19 protein-coding genes are annotated in these 22,838 nt (G+C 67.7%); 7 read left to right on the top strand and 12 right to left on the bottom strand.

What is annotated here, in order from left to right:
- Positions 1-1,127: 1,127 nt before the first annotated feature.
- The 3 genes from GOHSU_RS14470 to GOHSU_RS14460 all read right to left on the bottom strand — a co-directional run bounded on the left by GOHSU_RS14470 (position 1,128) and on the right by GOHSU_RS14460 (position 4,715).
- The gene (locus GOHSU_RS14470) at positions 1,128-2,132 is read right to left on the bottom strand and encodes an IS481 family transposase (protein WP_005943359.1); all 1,005 of its coding nucleotides are present in this window, start codon (positions 2,130-2,132) and stop codon (positions 1,128-1,130) included.
- Between the two features lie 522 nt (positions 2,133-2,654).
- On the bottom strand, positions 2,655-3,452 hold the full coding sequence (locus GOHSU_RS14465; RefSeq protein WP_005943357.1) for a hypothetical protein: 798 nt from the start codon (positions 3,450-3,452) through the stop codon (positions 2,655-2,657).
- Between the two features lie 711 nt (positions 3,453-4,163).
- The gene (locus GOHSU_RS14460) at positions 4,164-4,715 is read right to left on the bottom strand and encodes a TetR/AcrR family transcriptional regulator (protein ID WP_024332985.1); all 552 of its coding nucleotides are present in this window, start codon (positions 4,713-4,715) and stop codon (positions 4,164-4,166) included.
- A gap of 69 nt (positions 4,716-4,784) precedes the next feature.
- Here GOHSU_RS14460 and GOHSU_RS14455 point away from each other — a divergent pair, with 69 nt between their 5' ends.
- From GOHSU_RS14455 to GOHSU_RS14430, 6 genes are all read left to right on the top strand, one after another.
- A complete protein-coding gene (locus GOHSU_RS14455) occupies positions 4,785-6,218 on the top strand; it encodes a carotenoid oxygenase family protein (protein ID WP_005943353.1) in 1,434 nt (477 codons plus the stop codon).
- A 138-nt stretch (positions 6,219-6,356) separates the two neighbouring features.
- The gene (locus GOHSU_RS14450) at positions 6,357-7,370 is read left to right on the top strand and encodes a zinc-dependent alcohol dehydrogenase (protein ID WP_005943351.1); all 1,014 of its coding nucleotides are present in this window, start codon (positions 6,357-6,359) and stop codon (positions 7,368-7,370) included.
- A gap of 27 nt (positions 7,371-7,397) precedes the next feature.
- Positions 7,398-8,162 carry an SDR family NAD(P)-dependent oxidoreductase gene (locus GOHSU_RS14445; protein WP_005943349.1) on the top strand — a complete coding sequence of 255 codons (765 nt, stop codon included), beginning with the start codon at positions 7,398-7,400 and terminating at the stop codon, positions 8,160-8,162.
- A gap of 110 nt (positions 8,163-8,272) precedes the next feature.
- Positions 8,273-8,827 carry a TetR/AcrR family transcriptional regulator gene (locus tag GOHSU_RS14440; RefSeq protein ID WP_005943347.1) on the top strand — a complete coding sequence of 185 codons (555 nt, stop codon included), beginning with the start codon at positions 8,273-8,275 and terminating at the stop codon, positions 8,825-8,827.
- 127 nt (positions 8,828-8,954) lie between these two features.
- Positions 8,955-9,584 carry a TetR/AcrR family transcriptional regulator gene (locus GOHSU_RS14435; protein WP_005943345.1) on the top strand — a complete coding sequence of 210 codons (630 nt, stop codon included), beginning with the start codon at positions 8,955-8,957 and terminating at the stop codon, positions 9,582-9,584.
- 173 nt (positions 9,585-9,757) lie between these two features.
- On the top strand, positions 9,758-10,618 hold the full coding sequence (locus GOHSU_RS14430) for an enoyl-CoA hydratase/isomerase family protein (protein ID WP_005943343.1): 861 nt from the start codon (positions 9,758-9,760) through the stop codon (positions 10,616-10,618).
- A gap of 52 nt (positions 10,619-10,670) precedes the next feature.
- On the opposite strand, the gene GOHSU_RS14425 is transcribed toward GOHSU_RS14430, so the two are convergent.
- Complete coding sequence (locus GOHSU_RS14425; protein ID WP_005943340.1) at positions 10,671-11,243, bottom strand: carboxymuconolactone decarboxylase family protein; 573 nt, start codon at positions 11,241-11,243, stop codon at positions 10,671-10,673.
- Positions 11,244-11,588: 345 nt separating this feature from the next.
- Complete coding sequence (locus tag GOHSU_RS14420) at positions 11,589-12,014, bottom strand: tautomerase family protein (RefSeq protein ID WP_245551760.1); 426 nt, start codon at positions 12,012-12,014, stop codon at positions 11,589-11,591.
- A 325-nt stretch (positions 12,015-12,339) separates the two neighbouring features.
- Between GOHSU_RS14420 and ilvD the strand changes: the two genes are divergently transcribed.
- Complete coding sequence (gene ilvD / locus GOHSU_RS14415; RefSeq protein WP_005943336.1) at positions 12,340-14,049, top strand: dihydroxy-acid dehydratase; 1,710 nt, start codon at positions 12,340-12,342, stop codon at positions 14,047-14,049.
- Here ilvD and GOHSU_RS14410 read toward each other — a convergent pair whose 3' ends face one another.
- From GOHSU_RS14410 to GOHSU_RS14380, 7 genes are all read right to left on the bottom strand, one after another.
- Positions 14,050-14,766, bottom strand: a complete 717-nt coding sequence (locus GOHSU_RS14410) for a response regulator (RefSeq protein WP_029760136.1) — start codon at positions 14,764-14,766, stop codon at positions 14,050-14,052. It abuts the gene before it with no gap.
- The gene (locus tag GOHSU_RS14405) at positions 14,723-17,278 is read right to left on the bottom strand and encodes a DUF4118 domain-containing protein (RefSeq protein ID WP_005943332.1); all 2,556 of its coding nucleotides are present in this window, start codon (positions 17,276-17,278) and stop codon (positions 14,723-14,725) included. The genes GOHSU_RS14410 and GOHSU_RS14405 overlap by 44 nt, the downstream gene beginning before the upstream one ends.
- Before the next feature lie 9 nt (positions 17,279-17,287).
- Positions 17,288-17,938 (bottom strand): potassium-transporting ATPase subunit C, encoded by a 651-nt coding sequence (locus tag GOHSU_RS14400; protein WP_005943331.1) that lies wholly within the window; start codon positions 17,936-17,938, stop codon positions 17,288-17,290.
- A gap of 6 nt (positions 17,939-17,944) precedes the next feature.
- Positions 17,945-20,035 carry a potassium-transporting ATPase subunit KdpB gene (gene kdpB / locus GOHSU_RS14395; RefSeq protein WP_024332984.1) on the bottom strand — a complete coding sequence of 697 codons (2,091 nt, stop codon included), beginning with the start codon at positions 20,033-20,035 and terminating at the stop codon, positions 17,945-17,947.
- The gene (gene kdpA / locus GOHSU_RS14390) at positions 20,032-21,822 is read right to left on the bottom strand and encodes a potassium-transporting ATPase subunit KdpA (protein ID WP_005943327.1); all 1,791 of its coding nucleotides are present in this window, start codon (positions 21,820-21,822) and stop codon (positions 20,032-20,034) included. The genes kdpB and kdpA overlap by 4 nt, the downstream gene beginning before the upstream one ends.
- A 2-nt stretch (positions 21,823-21,824) precedes the next feature.
- Positions 21,825-21,923, bottom strand: a complete 99-nt coding sequence (locus tag GOHSU_RS14385; protein ID WP_024332983.1) for a potassium-transporting ATPase subunit F — start codon at positions 21,921-21,923, stop codon at positions 21,825-21,827.
- Between the two features lie 252 nt (positions 21,924-22,175).
- Entirely contained in the window at positions 22,176-22,589 is a 414-nt protein-coding gene (locus GOHSU_RS14380; RefSeq protein ID WP_005943325.1) for a nuclear transport factor 2 family protein, read from the bottom strand.
- Between the last annotated feature and the right edge of the window lie 249 nt (positions 22,590-22,838).

Here is a 22,838-nt window from a genome sequence, read left to right as displayed (position 1 = left end):
CAAACAACCATCAGGGGGTCAATTTTCAACCGTCGATAGGGGGTCGATTTTCGCCCGCCGTTGACAAGCCGAAGGACGCGCACGCGAACAGGGTAGAACCCACGTCAGACATGCAAAGCCCAGCAGCCAACCTGGCAGGGAGCTGGGCGGCCATGTTCTCAAGCTCGCGGTCGCGACGGCGCCCTGTCGTTAGACGACTCGCCGCGTTACTTCGCCTCTGGAGTTAGTTGTGCCGCCATGCTCAGAGTGGCTCGCCGCAACTCAGGCAGGTGTCTTCGCCATCGGTGTACATCGCTCCGCAGCAGTACCGCGGCCCGCTTCTCACCTCGAAACAGGCTTCGTGCCAATCCTCGCCGTTGAAATCGATACGGGTCGTATCGGAGTCGATCTGGTCGCCGCAGCCTTCGCATACGAGCATGTCCTCGTCGGCACCCGCGGTCCAACATGCACCCGAGGTGAAGGGCGAGCAGAAACTTCTGTCGTGTCGCTCCGCAGGTTCGCTCATGTTCGCCGTCGGCTTGCCGCAGATCGAGCAGGGCTGATGTTCCCCCGGGCACGTCCGACTATTGTGCCCGCCGAGACCACATACAGTGCATGCCATCGCCGAATCGTACCGGGACGGCGTGGTTCAGAGTCCATCGGCATGCACCTTCGACACCATGCACTGTTCCTCAGGTGATTCGCCGAGGCTCCACTATCGATCGCATCGGATTCGGCACTCACCCCCGTGTGAGGTAGGCGGCGTCGCCGCCGAGCGCGAATTCAACTTCGCGTTTGAGGGTGATAGAGAGCGCCGGCCCCGTGGACCGGAGATCTAGTTCGGCGAGTCTGAATCCGACTGTGGTGTCGACCATCACTTCCATGCGGGAGACGGCGTCGTCTTTGCCGCGATCAGTGACGAGCCAGCACTACCCGGAGCGCCCGTCCGTGGATCCGGCGCTCGCGCGAGCCCGAACTTGTGGTGTCGAGGAGGTCAATGTCGCCGCGTTTGAACGGGTCGATCGCCGTGGTGCGCCCGTCAGGCTTCTTTTGCTGTGAGTAACGGCGCCCACGATCGTCAGCGTCGTCAGAGTTCGTCGATCCGTTCCGCGTGTTTCACGGAAGTTCGCGACACCCCGGGCGCGCACCTAGCTGTACTTCCCCGTGAGGTTGTGAACGCGGGCTGAGGGGACGTGGCCGCCGATGCCGGTGTGGGGTCGGTGGTGATTGTAATGGTGCAGCCAGGCGGTGTAGGCGGCTTCTCGTTCGGCTTCGCTGGCATAGGGTTTCGCGTAGGCCCATTCGGTGGCCAGGGTCCGGTTGAAGCGTTCGACTTTCCCATTCGTCTGGGGCCGGTACGGCCTGGTCTTCTTGTGCTTGATCCCGGTGGCGGCGAGGGCTTCGGCGAACAGTGCCGAGCGGTAGCAGGCGCCGTTGTCGGTCATCACCGCCGTCACGCTCACGCCGCGCTCGGCGAAGAAGGCGTTCGCCCGCCTCCAGAACCCGGCCGCGGTCTCCTTGCGTTCATCGTCGAGGATCTCCGAATAGGCCACCCGGGAGTGGTCGTCGACGGCGTGGTGCAGGTATCGGTAGCCACGCGAGCCTGGGGCTCCCGCGCGGGCCGCCCGATCACGGGCGGTCCCGGCCTTGCGGTCTGCGGCCGATCCGCGGCCATGGACGCGCCAGCGGCCACCGTCGGGGATTCGGCCCTGCTTCTTGATGTCGACGTGCACGAGCCGGCCGGGGCGGTCGACCTCGTACCGTTTCGGTGCCGGTCTGCGTACCGGCAGTCCGGTGGCCTGGTCAATGTTGGCCAGCAGCGGCATCTGGTAGCGGTCCAGGACCCGGCCGACCGTGGAGCGCGGGATACCGAGGTGATAGGCGATCCGGTGTGGTCCCCACCGGCGGGTGTATCGCAGTTTGATGATCCGTCGTTCGGTGCGGCGGAGCAGCTGGGCCGGTGAGTGGGCGGGTCGGGAGCTGCGGTCGGTCAGCACCTGGCCGGCGCGGTAGCGGTCGGCCCACCGCTTGGCGGTGGCCGGTGAGCATTGGAACCGTTCGGCAGCGCGCCGCAGTGACCAGCCCTGGTCCACGACCAGTGAAGCAAGGCGGCGGCGTCCCTCTGGCGTCAAGGGTGCGTTAGCGTGGGTCACGAAGACCTCCGTGGCTAGATGGTGAGTGTGGTAACCCACATCCTGCCCGGAGGTCTTCGTCTTACCTCAGATGTTCACAACGTGTCGGGGAAGTACACCTAGCCGCGGATAAACTATAGAAAACACGCAGGTCATCGAGGTTTTTCGAGCGAGTGCAGGATTCCTCCCGAATCACAGTCCAGGAACTCACCGTTCCCCAGGCCGCCAGTCCAGACTTTCAGCGCTTGCGGCAGTCGTTGCCGCATGCGCTCGACGTCCGGACTGGCGGCTACCCAGATCACTACAGACCGCTTGCCGCCGGACATATCCAGACCCGCACCCGACACAGCCGTCACGCACAACCGTCACCGTCGCACCCAACCGTCGCCGAATCTGATGATCGGTGACACCTATGCACACGTGCGGCGGTTGTGCGTGACGCTTCTGCCCACGGAGACCTGACGGAGTCGAGTCCGCTGATTCTGCGCATCACGTCGGTCATCACGAAGAGGCGACCGCCTCGGCCATGACTGGACGGCGACGTCAAGCATCCTCATCCGGACTTCGCAGGCACACCACCGGCACGTGCAAGAGGTTGCGCCCGACCGCCGCCGACATCATGACGGTCTGCAGGATCAAGAATGCTGCCGCCGTGAGCAGCATGGTCAGGTCGGTCAGGATCTCCGTGTCGTTCATACCGACCGTGATGAGCGCCAGTACCGGAATCGTGACGAACGCCCCGACCGCCCAGCTCTTCTGCTTCCACGCCGGCGGCGCGGAGAGCCCACGATTCACCGGGCCTACGAGGATGACCACCACGCCAACGACCAGACACAGCGGAATGGCGATCGCCAGCACCAGGAAGACCGAGAAAGGCGGATCGGTGCCGGCCGCGGCGAAGATGAGCAACAGCGTCGAGGCCAGATACAGTCCCCAGGCAGCGAGGGGCTGAAGAGCGCCCCGCCACATGCCCGGGGCAACATGTCTGTCGACCTGTCGCAGCTGCCCGACAAGCACCACCAGCAATACAAGGGGGCCCGCGCTCAGCAGCGCCCACTTGAACGCCTCATTCCATCCGGGACTTGCAGTGACGGCTGCGACCACCAGAACGGCAATCACCGCGGCAACGATCGCCGCCAGTGCGGCGGCAATGATCCGGCGCGACTTGCCCTCGTGCTTGGGAGGCCACTGCGATTCTGCCAGCATCGCGTTGATGGGGTCGGCGACCGCGGCGCAGGAGCCGTTGCGGGCGATGATGTACGTGTTGCGGCCATCGGAGACAGTGATGAGCGCGTCCCGGTCGAGCGGCGTGATCGCGGACGGCTGCTTCTTATCTGCCATGGAAGTCCTTTCTCACCGCGATGATGCCACTGTCGTGCGCTGCCGACCCGGCGATGCGCAGGCACGGTACCGATCCGGCGCTCGCCGCTGCAACGCAAGACCCGTTGTCCACCGAACCGTTCTGCGTTTAGCGGGAACCGCCGGTTCGGGACCGTCCGACTAGGACCCGGAGCGAGGGACCCTACGGAAAGCGTCTTCCCCAGCTACCCGGAACTACGGGACCCCGTCACGGCAGACGTGATCCCCGAAATCATCGGGGGGGTCAGAATCTTTCGATTCAGTCATTGTCGCCGATGCGCCGATTAAACTCCGGCGCACCGAGACAGGAGATGCATGTGGCCAAACCGCAGACCCGCCTCTGCCACGGATGTAAGAAGCGCGTCCGAGCTACGGAGATCAACCTGACATCGCTCTGCTGCAGCAGGTGCGTTCAGCGAGCTGCCACGGCAAAGCATCGACCAGCGTCGACACCCGCGCGTCGACGCCGCAAGTCGGCTTCCAGGGAGCCGAAGAAGGCGCGGTGCCCGCGGTGCACCCAGCACACGACGATCAGCTCCATCGGGATGCTGGCTGCACACCTGAACACGCGCGGAACACCCTGTCCGACATCCGGCCATTTCCTTCCCGAGCGCAGCATGGACGCACTCGATCACCGCGCCAGTGGCAGTTTTGAAGGCGGTCGTCGTCGCTGAACTTCGGTAAGGCCGGCCTTCACTCCCGAACGACGGCCTCGCTGACATAGGTCGCCAATTGCCCGTGACTCAGATACAGCCCCGGCGACAACAGCTGCGCATAGATGGCGCTGACCATGAATTCCACGGCCGCTTCAGGGTCGGGCGTCAGCTTCTCGGCCAGCGGCGAGTCGGTGATGTGCGCCAGCGCACGCTGGGTCACGACGTCGACCAGCGTCGGGGCGGAGCCGGACCGGATCAACAGCGGCAGCAGGGCCGCCCCGTCGATCCGCAGTGCCGCCTGCAGCGGCTCGTTGTGGGCGTTCGCGTCCAGCACTTCCCGGACCAGCATGTACACCGTCTGGCGCGGCTCGTCGGCGAACCGCATGCGCCCGGTCAGCAGCCGTTCCAGTGCGCCGAGCTCGGCCGCCACCAGCGCGCCGATCAGCGCATCGCGCGAATCGAACCGCCGGTACATCGTCGCGCGGCTGATCCCGGCCTTCCGGGCGACCTCGGAGAGCGTCATGGCACTGATCCCGACCCGGCAGACGACAGCGCGAGCCGCATCAAGAATCTGCTCCTCATTCGACACTCGTCGATTGTATCGAGCCTTTCGATACATCAAACCCCTGCGACGGATCGTTTATGAGACACTTTTAGCATGACTGTTCCAGCCGACCTGCGCCGCCATGATGACCTGGGCGCCTCGCCGTGGGATTCGCAGTTCGCCGAGTTCGACTACCGGATCGATCAGATCGACGGCACGATCCCGGAGAAGATTCGCGGCACCCTGTACCGGATCGGGCCCGGCCGCTTCGACGTCGGGAGACACCCGGTCGGGCACATCTTCGACGGCGACGGCATGGTCTCCCGATTCCGGATCGACGACGACGGCATCGCCTACCGGAACCGGTACGTGCGGACCAAGACCTACCGCCGCGGCAACCGCACCGGCGAGCTGCCGAAGGGGTTCGGCACCCAGCGGGCCGGGGGCGCCCTGGCCAATGCCCTGCGCTTCCCCGAGAACATGGCCAACACCAATGTGCTCGTGCACGGCGACTGGCTGTACGCCCTGTGGGAGGGCGGCAGACCCCACCGGCTCGACCCGCAGACCCTGGCCACCCACGGGCCCGAATCCTTCGCAGGCGCCCTCAATCGGCTCGGCGCCTTCTCGGCCCACCCCAAGGCCGATCCACGCACCGGCGAGGTGTTCAACTTCGGCCTGGACTTCTACCCCCGGCCGCTGATCCGCTGTTACCGCCTCGACAAGACCGGCCGCCTGCACGGCGTCGGCACGGTCCCCATCCCCAAACTGGGATTCATCCACGACTTCGCCCTGACCGCGCGCTACCTGGTCTTCGTGCTGGGTCCACTGGTGGTGAACAAACCGCTGCCCGTGCTGTTCGGGCGACGGCCGTTCGACGACGCGCTCTCGTACAAGCCGGAGCTGGGCACCACGATCGTGCTGCTGCCCCGCGACGGCGGAAAGCCCATCCGGTTCGAGTACGACTCGCTGTTCCACTTCCACGTCACCAACGCCTACGACGCCGGCGCCGAGACCGTGGTCGAGCTGGTGGCCCACGACCCGGCCGGCGGCTGGGCGGCATGGAACGCCCACCTGCACGACTACCGCGGCAATCCGGGCCCGGCCTTCGGCGGACAGCTCACCCGACTGGTGATCGGTCGCGACTCTCGGCGCGTGATCCGCGAACCGCTCAACGATCTGGGCTGCGAGTTCCCGCAACTGGACCAGCGCTGGGCGACCCGGCCGCACCGGTACAGCTACCTTGCCGAGGCCTCCCGGGCCGGCGGCGATCCGGATTCGATCACGACCCTGGACCATCGCGACGGCACCCGCTCGACCTACACCTGCGCCGACGGCGACACCATCTGCGAGCCGCTGTTCGCCGCCGACCCCGACGCCGGCCGCGAAGGCACCGGCTGGCTGCTGACCGTCGAACATCTGCCCGCCCAGAAGACCTCCCGGCTCCTGATCCTGGCGGCGGAACGCCCGGGCGACGGCCCCGTCGCGACCGCGACCCTGCGCCGGCACATCCCGATGACCTTCCACGGCGCCTTCGCCGCCGCGACCTGACCTCCGCCGCGCCCCCGGCCTCCGGGCCCACCCCTTGCTATAACGGCCATCATATGATCTGGTTTGCCCAGGCCGCCGCAACCGTCCCGCGGCCGGCGAGAACCGGTGCAGCACTGCACCCCGCAGGGAGGATCGATCATGCGCGAACTCATGTACACGGGCCGCTGGCAGGCCGAATGGCGCGAATCGCCGGACCCGGTGATCGACGGACCGGGGCAGGCCGTCGTCGCTCCGGTCGCGGCGACGACGTGCGATGTCGATACGCAGATCCTGGCCGGGCACGGCCCGATCCCGGCCCCCTTCGCCATCGGTCACGAATGCGTGGCCCGGGTGGTCGAGGTTGCCGATGATGTGACCGCGGTGCAGCCCGGCCAGCTCGTCGTCGTCCCCTGGGCGATCAACTGCGGCACCTGCGAACAGTGCCTGGCCGGGCACACCTCCCACTGCACCTCGGTGCCCTATATGGCGATGTACGGCGCACCGATCGGCGGTGAGTGGGGCGGGCTGTTCTCGGACCTGGTGAAGGTCCCCTACGCCGATGCGATGCTGGTGCCGCTGCTCGACGGCCTCGACCCGATCGCGATGGCCTCGGCCAGCGACAACTGGAGTCTGGCCTGGCGTCTGGTCGCACCCCACCTGAAACGGATGCCCGGCGCGTCGGTGATGGTGGTGGCCCGCGGCAGTATCGGTCTGTACGTCTGCGACATCGCACGGGCACTGGGCGCCTCCGATGTCCTGTTCGTCTCGCCCATCGAGGAGCACCGCGCGCTGGCCGAGACCTTCGGCGCCCGCGCCGTCGCCGAGACCGGCCCCGTCGACAAGGGTTTCGACCTGGCCATCGAGGCGACCGGCCGGGTGGACCAGCTCGCCGTCGCGGCCACCTCCATCAAGCCCGAGGGCTTCTGCGAGAGCGCCGGCAACCATTTCCGTCCCGGCGAGCTGCCGCTGTTCCAGATGTACCTCAACAGCATGAGCCTGCGGATCGCTCGCGACAATGTGCGCCCGAACATCCCGGCCGCCCTGGAACTGGCAGCCTCGGGGCAGGTCGATCCACGCGCGGTGGTCAGTGACGTCTTCGACTGGGAAGAGCTGCCCGAACGCATCGTCGAACGTCACGCCAAGCCGGTCTTCGTCCGCGATCTGCAGATCTGACCGACCGCGACACGAAAGGCCCAGCCAATGTCTGTCCTGGATCAATTCTCTCTCGACGGGAAGGTCGCGATCGTCACCGGCGCCTCTTCCGGACTCGGCGTGCACTTCGCCACCGCACTGGCCGAAGCCGGCGCGGACGTGGCCCTGGGGGCCCGGCGCATCGACCGGCTCGGCGAGACCAGCGCGGCCGTCGAAGCCCTCGGCCGCCGCGCGCTGGCGGTGACGACCGACGTCACCGTCCCCGACGACTGCGAAGCCCTGGTGGCCGCAACGCTGGAGAAGTTCGGCCGCGTCGACATCCTGGTGAACAACGCCGGCATCGCCAGCGCGGTGCCGGCGACCCGGGAGACACCCGAACAGTTCCGCACCGTGGTCGACATCAATCTGCACGGCTCCTACTGGATGGCGCAGGCGTGCGGGCGCGTGATGTCACCGGGCAGCTCCATCATCAACCTGTCCAGTGCGCTGGCCTTGACCACAGCCGGTCTACCGCAAGCCGCGTACAGCGCCAGCAAGGCCGCGGTGCTGGGCCTGACCCGCGACCTGGCCCAGCAGTGGGGCCCGCGCAAGGGCATCCGCGTCAATGCACTGGCCCCCGGCTTCTTCGCCTCGGAGATGACCGATGCCTTCGATCCGGCGTACGTCGCCGCCACCGCGCACCGGATTCTGCTCGGTAAGACCATGGGCGATCCCGCCCAGCTGGCCGCGACCGTGGTCTGGCTCGCCTCACCGGCCGGCGGCTATGTGACCGGGCAGACGATCCCGGTCGACGGTGGTGTCACCATCACCTAGTAGTCCACCTTCCGCATCGGACCCGGCCGCACCTGCACGGCTCGAGTACCGTTGCAGCACAGTCGGTGCCCGCCCCGCGGGGATCACGGCAAGTACGAGGGAGCAGCAGAATGGGTCGGCGGTCCGATGCCCGCGAACGCATGATCGCCAGTGCGGCCGAGCTGCTGCCGTCGCTGGGTATCCAGGGCACCTCCTTCTCCCGGGTGATCGAGCACTCCGGCGCACCGCGCGGCTCGGTCGGTCATCACTTCCCCGGCGGCAAGGAAGAGATGATCGATGCCGCCGTCCGGATCGCCGGCGACCGGATCACCCGCCGGCTGCGGCGGCTCGCCGAGGACGGCCTGTCCTACGAGCAGGTGATCGTGGCGCTGTGCGACTACTTTGCCGAGGTACTGCGGCAATCGGACTTCCGCGGCGGCTGCCCCATCGCCGCGGCGGCGTTCGACGACGACCTCTCCGACGGCATCCGGACCACCGCGATCACCGTGATCGACGAATGGATCGACATCATCGCGGGTATCCGGGCCGCCGAAGGCACCCCGGCTCCGCAGGCGCGCCGTGACGCCGAGAACGCCATCCACACCGTCGAAGGCGCCCTGATCATGTGCAAACTGCGCCGCTCCATCGAGCCGCTGAACTCCGTCCGGGCCGCCGCCCTGCCGTGAGCCGGGCTGCACCGAGCCGGGCCGTCCTGAGCCGGCCCTGCAACAGGCCTCGCTGTCGTGAGACCGCCCGGCGGTCTCGGCTCGGCACAGCCTTGCAGAATTGAATTGAATTTGATTCAATGCTGATGTGATTGCTGCCACGCCCAAAGCCACCCCCACACCGAAGTCCATCGCGACCCGTCGGCGCATTCTGGCCACCACGCAGGCCTGCCTGCTCGACACCGCCGGTGCCGTCGAGATGCAGGCGATCGCCCGCCAGGCCGAAGTCGTGCCCAGCCTGGTCTCCCACCATTTCGGCTCCAAGTCCGGCCTCATCAGCGCCGTCGTACAAGAGTTTTTCGCCGATCTGCATCGCGAGGTCCTCGATGTCGACCTGCGTGAACTGGGCGATTGGTACGCCCGCGAACACGCGCGCACCGTGCTCGGCGTCGACTTCTACTACGAGCAGCCGCTGACTCCGATCATCTATCAGCTGCTCGAGCGCGACAGCACCGTCGCCGGACTGGAAGCCGACCGCATCGCCGGAGTGGTCGCGGCCAGTGCCCGCAACATCGCCGCAGCGCAACGGGCCGGCGAGCTGCCCGCCGGCGTCGACCCGACCCTGGCCGGTGCCGGCATCTTCGGTGCGCTCCGGCTGGTCATCGTCACCGCACTGACCACCGATCCGAGCCCATCTCGCGCGGACGTCGTCGACCAGTTGTGGCGGATGACGGTCGCCGCAGTGCATCCCGACGTCCACCCCGACGTCCCGCGTTAGCCCCCTTCGGGGACCGTGGACCTTCCATGACCGAGGGCGGCGGAACCACACCCAGCACAATCCCACCCCACCCGTACCGCACCCCCGAGCAACCCATTCAGCAGCAACCCCGTTCAGCAGTAATCCCGCTCAGCAGTAATCCCGCTCAGCAGAGCCGACAGAAGGAGCCCCTCATGCCCGCCGATCCCTACCAGTTCGTCAGCTACGACCAGGACGGTCCGGTCGTCACCATCACCTTCGACCGACCGGACCGGATGAACGCCATCGGCCGGGTGATGAACGACGAGCTGGTCGACGCCTGGGACCGCTTCCGCACGGACGATTCGGCACTGGTGGCAGTCCTCACCGGTCGCGGCACCGAGGCCTTCTGCGCCGGCGGCGACCTGCAGTCCTTCGCCGAGGGAATCCCGGTGGTGCCGATGACCGAGTCCGACCGCGCCGCCCATGCCCGCGGCGAACGCCCCGGAATCCTCGGCCCGTCGCGCTGGACCGACATCTACAAACCGACCATCGCCGCGGTCAACGGCGTCGCCTATGCCGGCGGGCTGGAATGGGCCTGCTGGACCGATATGGCCATCGCCGATCAGCACGCCACCTTCGGGGTCACCTGCCGGCGCTGGAACATCGGGCTGGCCGACGGCGGCTCGCAGCGGCTGCCGCGGATCCTCGGTTGGCGCCGGGCGATGGAGCTCATCATCACCGGCCGCGTCATCGATGCCGCCGAGGCCCTTCAGAGCGGGCTGGTCAACGAGGTGGTGCCCTCAGGCACCGCACTGTCGCGGGCGCAGGAACTGGCCGCACAGATCGCCCGGCTGCCTCAGGGCGCGATCCGCACCGACAAAGAGGCCGCGATCCGGGGCTTCGATGCGCCGCTCGATGACGGGTTGCAGATCGAGGCGGCCCTGTTCAACCAGCTCATCGACTCCCCGGAGATGGCAGAAGGCATCCGGCAGTTCCGCGAGCGTGACCACCCCGACCGGCGCACCGACGAAGAGGCCCTCACCACCGGGATCGCCCGCCCGCGTACGTCCTGACCGGCGCCGGGTGTCGCACAGAGTATGCCCCCGCGCGGCACCCGGCGTCTGTTCAGTTCGAAACGGCGTCCGGGAAGCGAGGTGCCCCAGGCTCCGGCGGCAGTCCCAGGGCCCGGCAGGTCGCGGAGATACCCAGGTACTGCGCCGCGATCGCCACGATCTCGGTGCGGGTGGCGACCGAGAGGACACCGTCGATCTCCGCCAGCTCGGTATCGGTCAGCTCCCGCAGGTCGACCATCGCGTCGGCCACGGTGACGATGGCGCGCTGCCGCGGTGTCCACGGCTGCTCGACGCTCTCGCCGAGTACGGTGGCCGCGACCTGCACCGACGACAGCCCCGAGGTCTTCCCGAAGTAGGCCACGTGCACGCCCCACTCGTGTTCGGCCCGGCACCTGGCGGTGACCCGCAGAATGCACAACTCCCGCTCATCGGCCGGCAGCTGTCCGGTATGCAACAGCCCGTGCAGCCCCAGGATCGGGCCCTCCACGTAGGCGCGCAGCACCGCCGGGTTGGCGGCCATCGCCAGATACAGCAGCGGTGGCCGGTTCGGCGGCGGCACCACGCGTCGCAGCAACTCCGTCGACTCCTGCGGGATCTGGGGAATCCTGGCGTACTCAGCGTTCACGTCATACCCTTTCTTAACTCACGGCCCGGTCAACTCACTACTGGTCGAGCACCGGTTCGTCGACGTCATCGAACCTCAGCTCTCCGGGCGTGACGAACATCCGGCTCCTCATGGTTCTCCTCGAAGGGTGCCGGCAGGAACGGCGATCCCCTCGCACCGTCGACGTGCACAACCGTCACGCACAACCGTCACCGATGCACACAGTCGACGCAGAGTCGACCATTCGGTGACGCTTCTGCACAGCCGTGACGGTTATGTGTGACGGGTGTGCACATTCCGGCGACTTCCTGCCGCCGCAATTCGCCGCGCCGGATCAGCGCGAGTTGCCGCATGAGGGTCGCCCGGTCAGCCCTGCTGCGCCGCGGCCTGGGCCAGCTTCTTCAGCTCGGCGAAGCGGATCACGTTGCTGGCCGCACCCCAGGTGCCCTCGGGCTGCTCGTGGATCAGCACCCACACGCGCAGACCGTCGTGCTCGCCGAGTCCGGCCGCAGCCGAGACATCACCGGTGACCTGCTTGATCAAGCCCTCTTTGCGGCGGTCGGACAGCGCGCCCTCGGGCACGGTGACGTCGACGCGAAAGCGCGGCAGATCGTCCTCCAGGCTGGCGAACCGGCCCGCCGGCACCTCGTCGATGCGGCACCAGGCCAGCGCGCGGAACATCGCGTTGTCGGGGGCGCCCTCCCAGTGCAGCAGAGTCGTGGCGAGCGTCTTCTGGAGTTCGGTGGCGGCCTCGGCGGTCAGTACGCCTTCGGGCACGGTCAGCGAGATCATCGGCACGGCGACAATCCTTTTATTATGATGGTCGTTATATCTCGGCTCGAGCGTACGATACCCACCTCGACACGGACAAGGGATCGGCGGAATCGCCGACCACCGCTCCGGATCACCGACATCCGAGGACCGCAACCCCATCGCACACAACCGTCACCCACAAACGTCACCGATGCGCACAACCGTCACCGACTCCCCTGCGCGGTGACGGTTGTGTACACCGCCGACGGCAGCGCGTGACGCCTGTGCCCCACACCGTCAATAGCCGAGCAGCAACCCAATAACCAGGAGCCGCACTCCTCTCATCGAGGGCTATCGTTGACTCATGACCGATCAGACCGGCGAACAGCCCGACATCAAACCCCGCAGTCGCGACGTCACCGATGGCCTCGAGCGCGCCGCCGCGCGCGGCATGCTCCGCGCGGTCGGCATGGGTGACGACGACTGGGTCAAACCGCAGATCGGCGTGGGTTCGTCGTGGAACGAGATCACCCCGTGCAACCTGCCGCTGGACCGGCTGGCCAAGGCCGTCAAGGACGGCGTCTTCGAGGCCGGCGGCTTCCCGCTGGAGTTCGGCACCATCTCGGTCTCCGACGGCATCTCGATGGGCCATGAGGGCATGCACTTCTCGCTGGTCTCCCGCGAGGTGATCGCCGACAGCGTCGAAACGGTGATGTGCGCCGAACGGCTCGACGGCTCGGTCCTGCTGGCCGGCTGCGACAAATCGCTGCCGGGCATGCTGATGGCCGCCGCCCGCCTTGATCTGGCCTCGGTGTTCCTCTACGCCGGGTCGACGATGCCCGGCTACGCGAAGCTGTCCGACGGTTCCGAGCAGCAGGTGACGATCATCGACGCCTTCGAGGCGGTCGGCGCCTGCGCCCGCGGCCTGATGAGCCGCGAGGACGTCGACACCATCGAGCGGTCGATCTGCCCGGGCGAGGGCGCCTGCGGCGGGATGTACACCGCCAACACGATGGCCTCGGCAGCCGAGGCGATGGGCATGTCGCTGCCCGGCAGCGCCGCCCCGCCGGCGCCGGATCGCCGCCGCGACGGCTTCGCCCGCGAATCGGGTAAGGCCGTGGTGGAGATGCTGCGCCGCGGCATCACCGCCCGCGACATCATGACCAAGGAAGCCTTCGAGAACGCCATCTCGGTGGTCATGGCCTTCGGCGGCTCCACCAATGCGGTGCTGCATCTGCTGGCCATCGCCCACGAGGCCGACGTCGACCTGGCCCTGGCCGACTTCGCCCGCGTCGGCGCCCGCGTCCCGCACCTGGCCGACGTCAAACCGTTCGGCACCCACGTGATGACCGACGTCGACAAGATCGGCGGGGTCCCGGTGGTGATGAAGGCCCTACTCGACGCGGGCCTGCTGCACGGAGACTGCCTGACGGTAACCGGCCGGACCGTCGCGGAGAACCTCGCCGACATCACCCCGCCCGACCCGGACGGGCGCGTGCTGCATGCACTGAAGAATCCGATCCACCCCACCGGCGGCATCACGATCCTGCACGGCTCCCTGGCTCCCGGCGGTGCGGTGGTCAAGTCCGCCGGCTTCGACTCCGACGTCTTCGAGGGCGTCGCCCGCGTCTTCGACCGCGAGCGCGCCGCCATGGACGCCCTGGAGGACGGCACCATCACCGCCGGCGATGTGGTGGTGATCCGCTACGAGGGCCCCAAGGGCGGACCGGGCATGCGCGAGATGCTCGCGATCACCGGTGCGATCAAGGGCGCCGGGCTGGGCAAGGACGTGCTGTTGCTGACCGACGGGCGCTTCTCCGGCGGCACCACCGGGCTGTGCGTGGGTCACGTAGCTCCCGAAGCCGTCGACGCCGGCCCCATCGCGATGGTCCGCGACGGGGACCGCATCCGTCTCGACGTCGGGGCCGGCCGCCTGGATCTGCTGGTCGCATCCGAGGAACTCGAGGCCCGCGCTGTCGACTTCGCGCCGCTGCCACCGCGCTACACCCGCGGGGTGCTGGCCAAATACACCAAACTGGTCACCTCGGCCTCGCGCGGAGCGATCTGCGAGTAGTCACTGCGGCGGCGCCGAACCCGCACGCGCGAAGCGATAGCCCATCCCGGCCTCGGTGAGCAGGAACCGCGGATGTGACGGGTCGTCTTCGAGTTTACGACGAAGACTCGCCAAATAGACCCGCAGATAGTTGGTCTGCTGCACATAGCCGGGGCCCCAGACCGCGGTCAGGATCTCCCGCTGACTCACCAGCCGGCCCTCGTGGCGGACCAGCATCTCCAAGATCCCCCACTCGGTGGGTGTCAGCCGCACCGCGGCGCCGTCGCGGGTGACCAGCTTGTCGGCCAGGTCGATCGCCAGCGCACCGGCATACACCACCGGCGCCTCCTGCACGGCGGCCGCGCTGCCGCGCCGGATCGCCGCCCGCAGCCGAGCCACGAACTCCTCCATCCCGAAGGGTTTGGTCACGTAGTCGTCGGCACCGGCGTCCAGTGCCGCGACCTTGTCCGCAGCATCGGTTCGCGCCGACAGCACGATCACCGGTACGCGGGTCCACCCGCGCAGCCCGGCCAGCACCTCGACGCCGTCGATATCGGGCAGGCCCATATCCAGGACCACCACGTCGGGCCTCGCCCGAGCCACCGCCGCAAGCGCCCCCGCACCGGTGTCGGCGGTGGCCACCTCGAAGCCACGCGCCCGCAGGTTGATCTGCAGCGCTCGTAGCAGTTGCGGCTCATCGTCGACGACGAGCACGCGCCCGTGATCGCGACCGCCCATCAGGATCACCCCCTTCGCCTTCCGGTTCACCGGGCAGATCGATCACCATCGTGGTACCCCCGCCGGGAGTCTCCTCTGCCATCAGAGTGCCACCGAGCGCAGAGACGAAGCCGTCCGCCACTGCCAGCCCCAGCCCCACCCCGGTGTTACCCCGTCGTTGATCGCCGTACTGGTGAAAGGGCTGAAACACCCGGCCCCGTTCATCGACCGGGATCCCCGGTCCGTGATCGATCACCCGCAACTCGCAGCGGGTGCGGCCGTCCGCGCGCACCACTGTGGCCGTCACCACTTCGACGGTACCGGCGCCGTGCCGCCGGGCGTTGTCGACCAGATTCGCCAACGCGCGATCCAGCAGGCCCGCGTCGGTGTACGCCCACGCGCACCCGAACCGCGTGCTCCCCCACTTCTCCGCGTGACTCGCGGCGAACACTCGATGCACCACCTCGGGCAGATAGGTGCGACGCAGCACCGGCCGCACTACCCCGGCGGCCAGCCGCGACGAGTCCAGCAGGTTGCCCACCAGCGCGGTCAGCTGATCCACCGACTCCTCGATCGTCGCGAGCAGTTCGGCGGTGTCACCGGCATCGAAGCTCAGATCCGGGGTGCGCAGGCTGCTCACCGCCGCTTTCGCTGCGGCCAGCGGCGTACGCAGATCATGGCTGACCGCAGCCAGCAGGGCGCGCCGCAGTTCATCGGTGCGCGCCAGTTCATCGGCTTCGGCCACCTCCGCCGACAGCCGATCGCGCTCCAGTGCCGCGACGACCTGACTGGCCACCGCTGCGAGCACCCGACGGTCCCGGGTGCTCACCTCCGGACCGCGAAGCAGCAACGCATACCCGCCACCGGCCGCTTCGCACACCGTCGTCGCATCTGCGCGGCACTGTGGCGGGCCCGTACCGGCGACCGCCCGCACCAGTGGATCTCCGTCGCCCAACTGCACCGCTGTCGCACCTTCCTGCTGATAGGTCTCGCGGACGCCGGCGAGCAGATCGGGCACCCCGGCCCCCTCGAGCACAGCGCTGGAAAACATCGACAACAGTTCAGCGTCGCGGGCGGCCAGTTGTGCCTCCCGCCGGCGGACCGTGGCCGAATCGACCAGGCCGGCCACCGCCACGGCTACAATCAGCATCACCACCGTGGTGATCAGATTGTCCGGATCACTGACGGTGAGGGTGTAACGCGGCGTCAGAAATAAGAAGTTGAGCAGCAACCCGGACACGAGGGCCGACAACGCGGCCGCGCCGACACCACCGAGCAGTGCAACTGCCAGGATTCCGACCAGGAACAGCGCCGACTCACTTGAGGTTCCCAGTACCCGGTTCAAGGGCACCAGTATCGCCGCCACAATCCCCGGGATCACCAGGGCGAGCAACCACCCCATCGGCCGATGCAATCGGGTCTGGCGGATATCGAACCGGTTTCGGGAGGCCTGTGCGTGGGTCACCATGTGCACATCGATGCGTCCGCTGTCGCGGATCACCGCTGCCGCCACTCCCTCGTCGAGCAGCCGCCGCCAGCGCGGATGCCGGGAGGTGCCCAGCACCAGCTGGGTCGCATTCACTGCCCGGGCATAGTCCAGCAGCGCGGTGGGGACGTCGTCACCGACGACCGTGGAGAACTCCGCCCCGCAGTCGGCCGCCAAGGCCCGGACCGCAGCCACATCGGCCCCGGTATCGGTCAACCCGTCGCCGCGAGCCACCCGCACCACCAGCAGTTCGGCACTCGATCGCGAGGCGACCCGCCGGGCGCGGCGGATCAGCGCCGCCGATTCGATGCCGCCGGTCACCGCCACGACCACCCGTTCCCGCGCCTCCCAGGTCTCGGTGATCGCATTGGCGGCCCGGTAGTCGGTCAGTTTCTCATCGACCCGGTCGGCCAGCCACAGCAATGCCAGTTCCCGCAACGCCGTCAGGTTGCCCTGCCGGAAGAAGTTCGCCAACGCGCCTTCGGCACGTTCGGGGCTGTAGACCTTGCCCTCCACCAGGCGTCGACGCAATGCACTCGGTTCGATGTCGACCAGCTCGATCTGATCGGCGCGGCGCACCACATCATCGGGCACGGTCTCCTGCTGGGTGATTCCGGTGATCTGCGCGATGACATCGTTCAGGCTTTCCAGGTGCTGGATGTTGACCGTGGACAGCACCGTGATTCCGGCGTCGAGCAGCACCTCGATGTCCTGCCAGCGTTTGGCATTGCCCAGCCCCTGGGCATTGGTGTGAGCCAGCTCGTCGACCAGTACCACCCGCGGGCTGCGGGCCAGCACCGCGTCCACGTCCAGTTCCTCGAGGATCGCGCCCCGATAGATGACACGCCGTCGCGGCACCACCTCCAGGCCCTCGCACATCGTCGCGGTGGCCGCCCGCCCGTGTGATTCGACGATGCCCACCACGACATCAACGCCCTCGGCCCGCAGAATCTGCGCGCTGTCGAGCATCTCGAAGGTCTTGCCCACCCCCGGCGCACAGCCGAGGAAGACCTCGAACTGTCCGCGGGCTGGAGCCTGCGTGCCCATCCTGCGATCCTAGCCAGAACCGGTGTCTTCACCCGGGCACGCCGCAACCGTGTGCCCGAGCGCCAGATTGACCGCGAGCACGTCGACCCGCGGAGCACCCAGCACACCCCATTGACGCCCTCGCGTGTGCTGGGCGATGATCGCACGCACCTGGTCGGGAGACCGCTGGTTGACCCGTGCCAGCCGGGGAACCTGCAGTTCGGCATAGGCCGGCGAGATCGCCGGATCCAGCCCCGAACCCGACCCCGTCACCGCATCGGCCGGCACCGCAGCCGGGTCGACGCCTTCGCGGCCGGCGATGGCCGACCGCCGCGCCTGCACCACCTGCACCAGCGCGGCACTGTTAGGCCCCAGATTGCTGCCACCGGAAGCGCTCGGGTCGCCGGGGGTGAGCGGATCGGACGGACCGCCCGCCAGTCGACTGTGCAGATACCCGTCCGGCTGCCCGGTCGGCGGGGTCAGGTCTACGCCGACCCGCAACGACCCGGCCGGGCAACCGTGGGCGTCGTCGACGATCCCGCCGTCCGCGGTGGTGGCGGTGATCCGCGACAGCGCCCAGACGGCCGCCGGATAGGCGACGCCGAGGACCACGGTGGCCGCGGCCAGCACCAGCAGCCCCGCCACGAACTGGCGGCCGAAACCGCGCAACAGTGCGATCATCTTCCCTCACCCCATCCCCGGGATCAATCGAACGACCAGGTCGATCAGCGCGATCCCCACGAACGGGGTGATCATTCCGCCGATCCCGAAGACCAGCAGGTTGCGGCCCAGCAGTCGGGTGGCCGATCCTGAACGGTACTTGACGCCGCGCAGGGACAACGGGATCAACGCCACGATGATCAGCGCATTGGCGATCACCGCCGAGACGATCGCCGACTGAGCCGAATGCAGCCGCATGATGTTGAGCGCGTCGAGCTGGGGATAGATCGCCGCGAACATCGCCGGGAGAATCGCGAAATACTTCGCCAGGTCGTTGGCCAGGGAGAAGGTGGCCAGTGCACCGCGGGTGATCAGCAACTGTTTGCCGATCGCCACCACCTCGATCAGTTTGGTCGGATCCGAATCGAGATCGACCATGTTCCCGGCCTCTTTGGCCGCCGACGTTCCGCTGTTCATCGCGACTCCGACATCGGCCTGCGCCAGGGCCGGCGCGTCATTGGTGCCGTCGCCGGTCATCGCGACCAGTCGGCCGCGCGCCTGCTCGGCCCGGATCAGTGCCAGTTTGTCCTCCGGGGTGGCCTGGGCGACGAAGTCGTCGACCCCGGCCGTTTCGGCGATCGCGCGAGCGGTGAGCGGATTGTCGCCGGTGATCATCACCGTGCGGATCCCCATCGTCCGCAACTGGGCAAAGCGCTCGGCCATCCCCGGCTTGACCACATCGGACAGCTCGATCACCCCGAGCACCTGGGCCGGTCGGTCCTCGGTGGCCGTGCCCACCACCAGCGGGGTGCCGCCCGCCGACGACACCGACTTCACCTTCGCCGCGACCGCGGCATCGATCATTCCCCCGCTGGCGGCCACCCAGCGTGTCAGAGCGTCGGCAGCCCCCTTGCGTAGCTGTTGGGCACACTCACCGGCCAGATCCATACCGCTCATCCGGGTGGTCGCGGTGAACGGCACCACCCGGTACCGCTCATCGGTTCCCGAACGCACCAAGGCCAGTTCATCATCGGACAGTCCGATCACCTCGTAGCGCTGCACACACAACTCCCCGATGCTGCGGCCTTCCGGAGTGTCATCTGCCAGACTGCACCGGTAGGCGATGTCTGCCAGTTCGGCCGCACTCACCCCGGGTGCCGGGTGCAGCGCGGTTGCCCGCCGGTGCCCGTAGGTGATGGTGCCGGTCTTATCCATCAGAAGGGTGTCGATATCACCGGCGGCTTCGACCGCCCGACCGCTCATCGCCAGCACATTGCGTTGCACCAGCCGATCCATACCGGCGATCCCGATCGCCGACAGCAGCGCCCCGATGGTGGTCGGGATCAGGCAGACCAGCAGGGCGATCAGTCTGATCGGATCAGCCACCGCACCGGTGTACTGCATCATGACGCCGGTGGCGACCACCGCCAGCAGAAACATCAGCGTCAGGGCGGTCAGCAGGATCTGCAGGGCGATCTCGTTGGGGGTCTTCTTCCGCGCCGAACCTTCGACCAGTACGATCATCCGGTCGACGAAGGTCTGCCCCGGCTCGGTCGTTATCTGCACGACGATGCGGTCCGAGAGCACCACGGTCCCGCCGGTCACGGCGCTGCGGTCGCCGCCCGACTCGCGGACCACCGGCGCTGATTCACCGGTGACCGCCGACTCGTCGACGGTCGCGATGCCTTCCACCACGTCGCCGTCGCCGGCGATCACCTCGCCGGCCTCCACCACGATCCGGTCGTCCAATTGCAACTGCGCACCCGGCACCTCGGTGATCGTGCCGTCCTCAGCAATCCGCCGTGCAACGGTGTCCCGCTTGACCTTGCGCAGGCTGTCGGCCTGCGCCCGACCGCGTCCCTCGGCCACCGCCTCGGCCAACCCGGCGAACAGGACCGTGAACCAGAGCCAAGCGACCACGAGCCAGGCGAACACCGACGACTGCCAGATCGCCAGGGCCGTGGCCAAAACGGCCCCCAGGTAGACCACGAACATCACCGGATTTCCCGCTTGTGCGCGCGGATCCAGCTTTGCCACCGCCTGCGGGAGCGCCGAGATCAGCGTCCTAGCGTCGAAGCCTCCCCGGCGGGCCAGGTCCTTGCTGGGCTCGTCGGTCACAGCAGAGCCTCCGCGATCGGTCCCAGTACAAGCGCTGGGAAGAAAGTGAGGCCGGCCACGAGCAGTGTCGTGCCGGTAAGCAGTGTGCCGAACAGCACGCCGTGGGTGGGCACTGCACCGCTGTCGAGATCTGCCCCCGCAACGACTGTCCCGGCCTGGACCATGCCGCCGTCTGCCGCCGTCGCCGCTGCGCCACCGGCTGCCGGCCCGGGATCGGCCGCGACTGCGTCGTCGTCGCGCCGTTGCTGTGCCGCCAGCAACCCGGCCAGCGCCAACACCAGCACAATCGGCAGCAATCGTCCGAAGAACATCGTCAAACCCAGGGAGATCTGGAACCAATCCGAGGTGACGTTCAGCCCGCCGAAACCGCTGCCGTTATTGTTGGCGGTCGAAGCATAGGCGTACAGCACCTGGGTGAAGCCGTGCATCGATTCTCCGCTGCCGGGCACACCCGGATCCGTCATCGCGGCGGTCGCCGCTCCGGACGCCAACGCGATCGACGTGCCGGACAGCACCAGTGTCGGCATCACCAGGACGTAGAGGACCGCGACGGTGATCTCGCGGCGACCGACCTTCTTCCCGAGGAACTCGGGGGTGCGGCCGACCAGAAGCCCGCCGATGAACACGGTGATCAGTGCCAGCACCAGGATTCCGTATAGTCCCGAACCGGCACCGCCGGGGGCCACCTCGCCCAGCAGCATGTTCCACAGCACCGCACCGCCGGCCCCCGCAGCCAGACTGTCGTGTGCGGCATTGACCGCACCGGTCGACGTACCGGTGGTGCTGACGGCGAACAGTGCGGTTCCCGGGATGCCGAAGCGCAGTTCGGTGCCTTCCAGATCGGCACCGGCCGCCGCGGCTGCCAGGCCCGTCGGCCGCGACGGCAGGTACCAGACCAGCGTCAGCATCGCGACCCAGATCACTGCCATGACGCCCAGCAACGTCCTGCCCTGCCGCCGGTCGCCGACCATCGTGCCGTAGGCCCGGGTCATCGAGACCGGAATCAACAGGATCGCCAGGACGGACAGGAGATTGGTCAGCGGGGTCGGATTAGAGAACGGGTGAGCCGAGTTCGCGGCGAAGGTCCCCCCGCCGTTGGTGCCCAGCAGTTTGATCGCCTCTTGGCTCGCGAACGGCCCCAATGGACTGCGTTCACTGTGGCCGTCGAGCAGCGTGTAGCCGGCGACGGTCTGCCAGGACTGAACCGCGCCCTCGAGCACAAAGACAAAGGCGAACACCACTGCCAGCGGCAGCAGGATCCGCACCGTACCGCGCACCAGATCCACCCAGAAATTGCCGAGTGATCCGGTTTGCCGATCGGCGATCAAGCCGCGGATCAGTGCTACAGCAACGGCCATGCCCACGGCCGCAGACAGGAAGTTCTGGACCGTAAGCCCGAACATCTGGGCAAAATTGCTGATCTGTTCTTCCGGCGAATACGACTGCCAATCGGTATTGGTGACGAACGAGACGGCGGTGTTGAAGGCCATCGTCGGCGACATCCCGGCTTTGCCGTCCGCCCAGGGCAACACCCCTTGCAGCCTCAGCAGCGCGTAGAGCACCAGGATGCCCGCGAGCACGAAGCCCAGGACACTGACGGCGTAGGCGCGCCAGGTCTGACCGGACTCGGGGTCGATCCGCCCGAGGCGATAGATCAGCCGCTCGACACCCAGGTGGCGTTCACTGCGGTAGACGCGGGCCAGATAGTCACCCAGCGGTACGTAGACCGCTGCCAGTATCAAGACCAGCACACCCACCTGCAGGACTCCCGCAGCCGTAGCCGACATCGTCAGAACCTGTCCGGCGACAGCAGCGCGGCCAGCAGGTAACCCGCCGACGCAGCCGCGATCACCAGCAGCAGCACCGTCACCCACCCCGCGACGGTCACCGCTGGCCCCTCCGGTCCAGACCCCGTACCGCCAGCAGACACAACCCCATCGCCATCAGCGTGATCGCGATCAGTAGCGCATCTCCCATCGCTTCCGCCTCCCGCTTCTGCGGTGTGCCGTCGTACACCCGCAGGAACTACGGTGCTCCGTGGGAAGCGATCGCACCAGACCCCTTAACGAGATCCATACGCGCGCACGCCGATTATTGACGCACTGCTGCCCGGCTAGGCCAACGCACCCGGCTGGTCGGGCTACGAGGCGCCGTGCGCCTGCGCCCAGGCGATCGCGGCGGCCTGGATGTCCGGGTAGCGTTCGCCCATGCGCGCCGCCAGCGCCTGGGCGGCCTTCAGCGGCCGCACCATCACCATGAAGTCGTCGATCTGGCCGGCCTGGTTGTAGCCCAGGAAATCACACCCGGTCAGTTCCAGACCGTCGACCTTCGCCTGGAACACGTAGGCGTGATCGCTGCCGCCCCCGTCGTGGATCTCCCGCACATAGTGGAAGTCCTCGAAGACCTCGACCACCGCGCGCAGGATGGCCAGGGTGATGGCTTTGCCCGGATACGGCTTGAAGGCCACCGGACTGTGGAAGACGACGTCGTCGGCCAGCATCGCTTCCACGGCGTCCAGGTCCCGGGCATCGATCGCTTCGCGGAAAGTGACCACGTCTTCTCCTCGTTGGCTCGGTGAACATCCTGTGTTCTGAGCATAGGGCGGATCCAGCCGCCGGGAGCGCGAGACACCGGACGGTGGCGATGGACTGGACCGACAGCACGACGATCTCCGCGCACTGGGCCATGTCTTTCCACACCTGACGACGCAGTATTCTCGCGCCCCACCGGAGCGCTTCGATGTCCCCGGGTGGGCCAGCCCCGATCCGCTACGAGCAGCACACGCCGCTGCTGCGAGCTGCCA

Origin of the sequence: Gordonia hirsuta DSM 44140 = NBRC 16056, from assembly GCF_000333015.1 — a bacterium.
In the GTDB taxonomy this organism is placed as follows: domain Bacteria; phylum Actinomycetota; class Actinomycetes; order Mycobacteriales; family Mycobacteriaceae; genus Gordonia; species Gordonia hirsuta.
This window is presented reverse-complemented; position numbering and strand designations above follow the sequence as displayed.